We start from the raw sequence: 8,188 nt of genomic DNA on the forward strand, positions 1-8,188 counted from the left end.
GGCTTCTATCGATCGCGACCAATCCAGAGGAAAATCAAATTACTGCCTACCGCCAGCTGACGGCACATGTGAGAAACCTTGATCCGAAAGCCCGGATTTTCGTTGTGCACAGACTCGATCGGGATACGTCTGGTGTCATGATGTTCGCCAAAAACGAAAAGGCTCAGCAGCACCTGCAAAACACCTGGCAGGATAGCGTGAAAGAGCGTACATACGTAGCTCTGGTGGAAGGATTGGTCAAAAAATCAGAGGGCACCATTTCTTCCTGGCTGAAGGAACATGCCAAATCACTTAAAATGTACTCAACCCCCTATCCGAATGACGGACAGCATGCGGTAACACATTACAAAACGCTACAGGCAAACCGGAGCTTCTCCCTGCTTGAAGTTAATCTGGAAACAGGGCGTAAAAATCAAATCCGCGTCCACATGCAGGACATCGGTCACCCTGTTGTCGGCGATAAAAAATATGGTTCAAAAACGAAGGAAATTGGCCGTCTCGGACTTCATGCGCGTGTGCTTGCCTTCCTGCATCCGACAACAGGTGAGCTGCTGCGTTTTGAGACGAACATTCCGAAGTTGTTCATGAATCCTTTCCGTGAATTGCCCGCAAAAAAATAAGCAAATAGGAGCTTTTAATAAATGCGAATTGTTGTGCTTGACGGTTATACGTTAAATCCTGGCGATTTGGACTGGGATGGTTTACATGCGCTTGGACAGGTAAGTGTCTACGAGCGCACCGCTGAATCACAGATCGTCGATCGCGCGGCTGATGCTGACATCGTGTTAACGAACAAGACGCCGCTTTCGGCAGCTACATTGCGGCAGCTTCCTAAGCTTCGCTACATCGGCGTCCTTGCGACGGGCTATAACATCATTGACATACAAGCGGCTAAGGAGCACAACATTCTTGTGACCAATGTTCCCGCTTACAGCACGCAATCCGTTGCTCAGTTGGTTTTTGCTCTATTGCTGGAGTTCTGCCACCGAGTACAGAAGCATAGTGACAGCGTTGTAAAAGGAGACTGGTCGAGCTCAGTCGACTTCTGCTACACGGTATCTCCTCTCATGGAGCTTAGCGGCAAAACGCTAGGGCTCATCGGCTTAGGCCAAATCGGCAAACAAACAGCGCTCATCGCCAAGGCCATGGGTATGAATGTAATTGCTACTGGCAGTGGTAGACGTACTCCTGAGCCAGTCGATGGTCTTACATGGGTGCCGCTGGATGAGCTTCTGCAGCAGTCAGACGTCATCTCTCTCCACTGTCCGTTGACTCCGGAGACCAAAGAGCTTATTCGTGCAGACCGAATTGCATTAATGAAATCTACGGCTATTCTCATAAATACGGCTAGAGGCGGTCTTCTGAATGAAGCCGATGTTGCGCAGGCCCTGAACCAAGGGCGTCTGGCTGGCGCCGGGCTCGACGTATTGACTGTAGAGCCGCCAACATCGGATAATCCCTTGCTGCACGCGCGAAATGTGCTCATTACCCCGCATATTGCTTGGGCAACCAAAGAAGCTCGTGCTAGGTTGATGACGACAGCTGTTAGTAATGTGGGTGCCTTCCTTGAGGGGCGGTCGCAGAATTTGATTGGGTGATTAGAGCTCGAAGAGTTGAAGGAATAGTACAAAAAGAGGATCGAGATTCCAACAGTGTTGGGATTTCGATCCTCTTTTTGGTGATGGTGCTGCCTGTGTGCCCCGAAGTGAACTACAGGACGCTATTTGGCGTAAATAGTGGGAAATAGCTGACATGGTGGAACTACAGGGCGTTATTTCCGTTCCTCGGTTGATTCTCTCCGACAATCGGGAGAATAGCGGACTCCAGTTCCGTTTACTGCCGGGAATGGTGGCTTTAACTCAAAATAGGGGACTGTAGTTCCCCTATTGGGTTTGGCGGGTGGTGCAGGGCAGAGCTTGGGCACGGTAGGCAAAGCAGAGCAAGGCAGGCACAGCAGAGCAAGGCAGGCACAGCAGAGCAAGGCAGGCACGGCAGAGCACGGCAGAGCACGGCAGAGCACGGCAGAGCACGGCAGAGCACGGCAGAGCACGGCAGAGCACGGCAGAGTACGGCAGAGCACGGCAGAGCACAGCAGAGCACGGCAGAGCACGGCAGAGCACGGCAGAGCACGGCAAAGCACGGCAGAGCACGGCAGAGCACGGCAGAGCACGGCAAAGCACGGCAGAGCACGGCAGAGAACGGCAGAGAACGGCAGAGCACGGCAGAGCACAGCAGAGCACGGCAGAGCACAGCAGAGCACAGGCGAGCCAGTGCAGAGCCTACTTCAGCAGTGCCGCATAATCCATCTGCGGCACAATGCCCGCCTCTGCTGCGCGCTGAAGCAAGGTCAGAACAGCGCCATATCCGTCATCGCCAAGATTAGCGGTGAACTCGTTCACATACAGGTCGATGTGCGCCTGAGCGACCTGCGGGTCCATCTCCTGCGCGTGCTGCATGACGTAGTCGCGCGAAACTTCCGGATGCGCCCACGCGTATTCCACAGAGGCGCGGGCCCAGCCCGCAAGCGCCTCAAGATCCATCGAGCGCCGCGCTACAATGGCGCCGAGCGGGATCGGCAGGTTGGTATCTTCTTCCCACCAACTGCCCAAATCTTTGAGAAGCGCTAACCCGTACGACGGGTAAGTAAAACGCGCTTCATGAATCACGAGGCCGGCGTCAATCTGGCCGTCTCGAACTGCAGGCATGATCTCGTGGAACGGCATGACCACGATTTCACCGACGCCGCCCGGAACGTTCTGTTCCGCCCAGAGGCGGAACAGCAAGTACGCGGTCGAGCGCTCGCTTGGCACGGCGACCCGGCGGCCGCTAAGCTGTGCCGGGTCAGGATCTGCTGCGCCGGACTGCGTCAGCACGAGCGGGCCGCAGCCTCTGCCCAAGGCGCCGCCGCAGGGCAGCAGGGCGTACTCTTTCAGCACCCATGGGAGTGCTGCGTAAGAGATTTTGAGCACATCAGGGCCTGTGCCTTCGGCAGCCAGCTTGTTCGTAATGTCGATGTCGGCATATAGGACATCCAGCTCCGGAGCGCCGGGGATTAAGCCGTGCGCCCAAGCATGGAAAACAAAAGTATCATTGGGACAAGGTGAATACGCAATTTTCATAATTAAAGCACCTCCGCTAAGACTGAACTTGCTGCTTCTAAAGCTTGTAAAGCATCTCCGATGCGCCAGGCATCGCGGTCACGTGGACCAACCGCGTTGGAAATCGCGCGGATTTCAATCACAGGCACGCCGCGCAAGGCGGCGGCCGTGGCAATGCCGAAGCCTTCCATGGCTTCGGCCGCAGCTCCGGGCACGCGCGCCGCTAGCTGGGCTGCAGTAGCCGCCGTCCCGGTAGCAGTCGCTACCGTGAGCACTGGCGCAGTGCGCGCGCTAAGGCCAGCGGCTGTGAGCGCCGCCGTTAATCGCTCGGCTGTGTCAGCTGCAACGCTGATACGCGTTGTGCCGAAGCCGAGCTCGTCGAGGGAGCTGAAGCCGTCCAGCAGCTCCACGCCAAGATCCGCGGCGATGATTTCGCTCGCAACCACAAGCGAGCCGATCTCCGCTTGTCCGGGAAATCCGCCGGCAATACCGAATATAACAACCAAATCATATTGTGCTGCGGCAAGCACCATTGCGCCATTAACGGCTGCTGCTGCAAGGCCTACGCCCGCCAAAGCGAATTCAAACCTGCTGTCATGGCCAAGCCCCCGCTGCACAGCATCTCTTTCAGGCGCTACTGCCGTCATAATAAGTACACGCATTATTAGGCCAATCCCCTTTTTAATCAAAAACCATGATGAATACTTTATAGATTATTTTACATGACTAGGACCAAATAAGAAACTTTTGAACACTTCCACTACAGCCGTCTTGACTTCGATATCTAATTTAATTATCATCTAATTAGATATTCGATAAATTGGATTTAAGTTGGAGGARCCCTGCCATGCAGTTAGATAAAATTATCACTTACCACAAAGCGCTCTCTGACGCAACGCGTATTCGCATGCTCATTTTGCTGAGAGATGGCGAACTGAACGGTCAAGTGCTTGCTGAGAAATTAGGCGTTACACCCGCCACAATCACTCATCATGCGACCAAACTTCGTGAAGCCAGCCTCATTCATGAACGCAGAGATAAGAATACGATTTACTTCGCTTTGAACGAATACTTTATTCGCAGCAACGCCAACGCGACAGCTGACCTCATTTTCAAAAATCAGAAAGGAGAATCAGCAACCATGCAGTCAGAAGACGCGCGCCAGAACTTGAAGCAGTCCATCATTCGCAATTTTTTCACGCAGGACGGTAAACTTAAGCACATCCCTTCTCAACTTAAAAAGAAGCTGATCGTATTAGGGCACCTCATCGACCAGCTCGAAAAGGGACGCACGTATACAGAGAAAGAGCTTAACGAGTGGATTAAGCAGTATCATCCCGATTTTGCAACGCTTCGCCGGGAGTTTATTATGCATCAGTTCATGTTCCGGGAAAACGAAATTTATGAGATGAATCCGCCCGAAATGTGGGCCAAATGGGAAACCTTATCTTGATTTATCTTAATCGTGTCAAGTGGACACTTCCCCAAATAAAAATTAGGAATATGGACATTCATCCATACACCATCTAGATGAATGACATATAGTAATTTTGTGAAGGGAGGGATAGATATGAGTTGCGGATGCGGAACAACCTATAATGGAGCTGCTGTAGTCCTCGTTTTATTCATCCTCTTGGTTATCGTTCTAAGTACCTTCGGATTTGGTTGGTAATGACTTTGAAAAGCGGCTGGGACGATGATTTCGTCTTGGCCGCTTACTTTTTTGTGAGCTTTTACGTTATAATGAAAGCCTGTAACAATCTTTGCATATATTACCTACTCAGGATGGAGACGAGGAATTGTGGCTACTCCGATTTTAACCATTGTGGTCCCTTGTTATAACGAAGAAGAAGTCCTTCCGGAAACGGTATTCCGGCTTAGCGGCGTAATCGACGCCCTCATCACAGATCATCTAATCGCAGGCACGAGCACTATGCTCTTGGTTGATGATGGCAGCAAGGACGCAACGTGGTCGCTTATCGAGCGCTTTCACGCCTCAAACTCCTTTGTTACCGGGCTTAAACTAGCCCGCAATGCGGGGCATCAAAGCGCCTTGCTTTCCGGTCTCATGCACGCCAAATCTTATTCCGATTGTGTCGTATCCATCGATGCGGATCTACAGGATGACACGGATGTTATCCGAGAATTCGTTCTCAAATACCGCGAGGGCAACGATATCGTATACGGTATCCGGCAGGATCGATCGGCAGATACCTTTTTCAAACGGGCAACTGCTCAAGGCTTTTATAAATTAATGACTTCCCTTGGGGTGAAAATACATTACAATCATGCGGATTTCCGTTTAATGAGCAAGCGTGCCCTCGATAATTTGGAGAAATTCCAAGAGGTTAATTTATTCCTGCGTGGCATGGTGCCGCTGCTTGGTTTCCCATCTACTCAGGTGTATTACGACCGTAAAGAACGTTTCGCCGGAGAATCCAAGTATCCGCTGCGCAAAATGCTTGCCTTCGCTTTCGACGGCATCACGTCTTTCAGCGTAACACCAATCCGTTTCGTCACATTAATGGGTTTCGTCCTATTCCTTCTCAGTGTCGTTGCTGGGTTATATGCCATTATCGGCAAATTGCTGGGAGCGAATGTGACTGGCTGGACTTCACTGGTCTTGTCGGTATGGTTCATTGGAGGCGTGCAGTTGCTGGCGCTTGGTCTAATTGGCGAATACATAGGAAAAATATATAAAGAAGTGAAGCAGAGACCGCTTTTTGTCATTGAGAAGGTTTTAAAAGGGAGCGCTCAAGAACAGGATGAGTTACAGGTAAACCCTCCATCTATCCCTACTGCTTCGAACCGGCGCTAACATGATACAACAACGATTATTAGCATTGTTCTCAGGAAGCTTCTTACGATTTTTACTTGTTGGTGTTTTTAATACTTTGGTTGGTCTATCCGCCAGCTTCGCTTTCTTCAATGTGCTGCATCTGAACTATTGGCTCTCGACATTCGCGGGAAATACACTAGGTGCTATCGTCAGCTACACGCTAAATCGTACATTTACGTTCCGCTCGAATGCCAGTGTGGGCAGCAGCTGGTGGAAGTTTGCGATTGTTATTTTAGGCTGTTATGGCTTGTCTTATAGCTGCGGTCTGCTGCTCTCTGAAGCCGCAGGTGCACTGTGGCCAAGCTTGCAGGCAAAATGGCTGCATAATGCTGCCATTTTGATAGGAAATGGCTTGTACACCATTGGTAATTATTTGGGACATAAGTATTTTACATTTCGGGCTAATGGTCCCACCAGCAGTGGGGTATCCTAATCACCAAGAGGTGATGCCTAATGGCACGTAGAAGAAGCAACCGGGCCATCGTGCCCGGGTCCGAACACGGATTAGGAATTCTTAAAGCACAAGTTATGCGAAATCAAGGTTATAATGTGAATCCAGAGCGTCCTGATTTGGTCAAATACGAGGTCGCCCGAACGCTGGGTGTTCCCCTGCAGCAAGGTTACAACGGCCAATTGAGCTCCGAAGATGCAGGCAGGATCGGCGGTCCGATCGGTGGAGCGATGGTGAAGGAACTCGTGCGCATGGCACAGCAAAAATTGGCGGAGCAGCGGCCCCCGCAATGATCCACTTCCCAAGAGATGCCATAATCCGCCGCGGCTGTACATAAACTAATAGCAAGCTGCTTGCAGCGCTATTTTTTATGCAAAAGTCAGGTGATGATGGTCGATGAATCCTCCAGGCAACCGTCCGCCAAAGCCCGATTGGAAAGGGCTCACGGCGCAAGCCGGTGATGTGCTGGGCCCTGAATTCTGGCAGGACATTGCCAGTATCATCCCGTTAACCGGGCCAAGAATCGATATGTATGAAACACAGCAAGAGCTCGTTGTTGTCGCGGAGGTTCCCGGGTTGTCCGCACCMGAGCAGATTCAACTATCTTTCCGCGATCAATCGCTGTTAATCCGAGGACATCTAGTTCGGCCTTATCAAGTGCTCGATGAGCAAATGCGACTGTCCGAGCGATTCTTCGGTGCCTTTGAGCGTATCATTCGCTTACCCGGAAGAGCTTTGACCGAGCAAATGCGGGCGCAGTATCATAACGGTCTGCTTATCATCCGCATTCCTTTGGCACCACCCGATGGGGAAAAAGTTATTCCTATTCAGTTCACATAACGTTCAGCCACCCTAAGCTTGCCGGAGACGCCGTCACCTGCCCGCCATAGGATCAAGGTTGGGCGTTATTTGTTTTGGGATTTTTGGAAAAGAGAAATGAATCTTCGTTTGTCCCCATATAATTAAAAAGAGAACATTCGGAAAGCGGATATGGAGGGGATTATTGTGGTACGCATCCAATTTCAATCAATTCATATCGACAGCCTAGCGGCATCATCCAGTGTGAACAAGGGAACTAATCGGATCGTCGGCAGGCGGCATTCCGTGAAGACCAACCAGGGACTCGGAGAAGTGAATGGCGAGGGCAATGTAGTGATCGGCGGTAAGCATGTCGTTAACGACGCGGACCTCTTTGATTTTAAACCATTTATCCGAAAGAGCTGAGAAATAACCATGTGGTTTCAAAAGAAAAAATCGCCGCCTCCCCAACCGCAAGGAGCCAGAACTGCGGCACCATCGACATCGCAATCGCCAGCCGGGGCGACCGCTCCTATTAGACCTGAGCCCGCCTCTGCCTCTTCCCTAACCGTTCAGCAATTAGAAAAGCGCCTGAAGAAATTAGAAGAAGAGTTATCAAACCTGACCGCCAAACATCCGCAGATTCATATAGATACCTTGCATATTCATCAGCCTGTCCTAGAAAATCTAACCTTTCGTTTAGATCACTTGGATATCAAAGAACTGAGCGGCTCCTTAAATTTGGGGAACAACTTCGGGGCTAAGCCGAATGAGAAAAAAGGCCCCCTCGATGAGGCTTTTCAGCGTGCTCAAGTGTCAAAAGAACCGGCTGCAGCCGCATCCCGACCAGCCCCTCCTAAAGCCTCCAAGGGAGAATCACCCGCTTCAGCAGAGTCAGGCAGCGACGGCGCGGCGGCAGCGACAGAGCGAACCTCCACCGGTTACAAGTACACGCCGCAATCCAAAACGAAATGAGGTGTTTCCCCTTGTCCTCCTTCATGT

12 protein-coding genes are annotated in these 8,188 nt (G+C 51.2%); 10 read left to right on the plus strand and 2 right to left on the minus strand.

Going from position 1 to position 8,188, the window contains the following annotated elements; genetic code table 11:
- Positions 1-620: RluA family pseudouridine synthase (locus AC1DUA_RS13230; RefSeq protein WP_477500202.1), on the plus strand; the 620-nt coding region annotated here is incomplete at its 5' end.
- Between the two features lie 21 nt (positions 621-641).
- Entirely contained in the window at positions 642-1,598 is a 957-nt protein-coding gene (locus tag AC1DUA_RS13235) for a D-2-hydroxyacid dehydrogenase (RefSeq protein WP_477500203.1), read from the plus strand.
- Positions 1,599-2,279: 681 nt separating this feature from the next.
- Here the strand turns inward: AC1DUA_RS13235 and AC1DUA_RS13240 are convergent.
- On the minus strand, positions 2,280-3,119 hold the full coding sequence (locus AC1DUA_RS13240) for a 1,4-dihydroxy-6-naphthoate synthase (RefSeq protein ID WP_477500204.1): 840 nt from the start codon (positions 3,117-3,119) through the stop codon (positions 2,280-2,282).
- 2 nt (positions 3,120-3,121) lie between these two features.
- Entirely contained in the window at positions 3,122-3,760 is a 639-nt protein-coding gene (locus AC1DUA_RS13245) for a futalosine hydrolase (RefSeq protein WP_477500205.1), read from the minus strand.
- Between the two features lie 185 nt (positions 3,761-3,945).
- Between AC1DUA_RS13245 and AC1DUA_RS13250 the strand changes: the two genes are divergently transcribed.
- The 8 genes from AC1DUA_RS13250 to AC1DUA_RS13285 all read left to right on the plus strand — a co-directional run bounded on the left by AC1DUA_RS13250 (position 3,946) and on the right by AC1DUA_RS13285 (position 8,161).
- Positions 3,946-4,551: a DUF2087 domain-containing protein gene (locus AC1DUA_RS13250; RefSeq protein ID WP_477500206.1), complete on the plus strand. Its 606-nt coding sequence runs from the start codon at positions 3,946-3,948 to the stop codon at positions 4,549-4,551.
- A 117-nt stretch (positions 4,552-4,668) separates the two neighbouring features.
- Positions 4,669-4,770, plus strand: a complete 102-nt coding sequence (locus AC1DUA_RS13255; RefSeq protein ID WP_157317989.1) for a YjcZ family sporulation protein — start codon at positions 4,669-4,671, stop codon at positions 4,768-4,770.
- 126 nt (positions 4,771-4,896) lie between these two features.
- Complete coding sequence (locus AC1DUA_RS13260; protein WP_477500212.1) at positions 4,897-5,916, plus strand: glycosyltransferase family 2 protein; 1,020 nt, start codon at positions 4,897-4,899, stop codon at positions 5,914-5,916.
- Position 5,917: 1 nt separating this feature from the next.
- Positions 5,918-6,370, plus strand: a complete 453-nt coding sequence (locus AC1DUA_RS13265) for a GtrA family protein (RefSeq protein WP_477500207.1) — start codon at positions 5,918-5,920, stop codon at positions 6,368-6,370.
- Between the two features lie 20 nt (positions 6,371-6,390).
- On the plus strand, positions 6,391-6,681 hold the full coding sequence (locus AC1DUA_RS13270; RefSeq protein ID WP_477500208.1) for a small, acid-soluble spore protein, alpha/beta type: 291 nt from the start codon (positions 6,391-6,393) through the stop codon (positions 6,679-6,681).
- Positions 6,682-6,784: 103 nt separating this feature from the next.
- Entirely contained in the window at positions 6,785-7,228 is a 444-nt protein-coding gene (locus AC1DUA_RS13275; protein ID WP_477500209.1) for an Hsp20/alpha crystallin family protein, read from the plus strand.
- Between the two features lie 165 nt (positions 7,229-7,393).
- Positions 7,394-7,612 (plus strand): hypothetical protein, encoded by a 219-nt coding sequence (locus AC1DUA_RS13280; protein WP_477500210.1) that lies wholly within the window; start codon positions 7,394-7,396, stop codon positions 7,610-7,612.
- A gap of 9 nt (positions 7,613-7,621) precedes the next feature.
- On the plus strand, positions 7,622-8,161 hold the full coding sequence (locus AC1DUA_RS13285) for a hypothetical protein (protein ID WP_477500211.1): 540 nt from the start codon (positions 7,622-7,624) through the stop codon (positions 8,159-8,161).
- Positions 8,162-8,188: the final 27 nt, after the last annotated feature.

This window comes from Paenibacillus sp. 01T422, from assembly GCF_056398785.1.

Excerpts from the sequence above, each read along its gene's own strand:
- AC1DUA_RS13270 (WP_477500208.1), top strand. The coding sequence starts at position 6,391 with ATGGCACGTAGAAGAAGCAACCGGGCCATCGTGCCCGGGTCCGAACAC.
- AC1DUA_RS13265 (WP_477500207.1), top strand. The coding sequence starts at position 5,918 with ATGATACAACAACGATTATTAGCATTGTTCTCAGGAAGCTTCTTACGA.
- AC1DUA_RS13240 (WP_477500204.1), bottom strand. The coding sequence starts at position 3,119 with ATGAAAATTGCGTATTCACCTTGTCCCAATGATACTTTTGTTTTCCAT.
- AC1DUA_RS13235 (WP_477500203.1), top strand. The coding sequence starts at position 642 with ATGCGAATTGTTGTGCTTGACGGTTATACGTTAAATCCTGGCGATTTG.
- AC1DUA_RS13255 (WP_157317989.1), top strand. The coding sequence starts at position 4,669 with ATGAGTTGCGGATGCGGAACAACCTATAATGGAGCTGCTGTAGTCCTC.
- AC1DUA_RS13285 (WP_477500211.1), top strand. The coding sequence starts at position 7,622 with ATGTGGTTTCAAAAGAAAAAATCGCCGCCTCCCCAACCGCAAGGAGCC.
- AC1DUA_RS13245 (WP_477500205.1), bottom strand. The coding sequence starts at position 3,760 with ATGCGTGTACTTATTATGACGGCAGTAGCGCCTGAAAGAGATGCTGTG.
- AC1DUA_RS13250 (WP_477500206.1), top strand. The coding sequence starts at position 3,946 with ATGCAGTTAGATAAAATTATCACTTACCACAAAGCGCTCTCTGACGCA.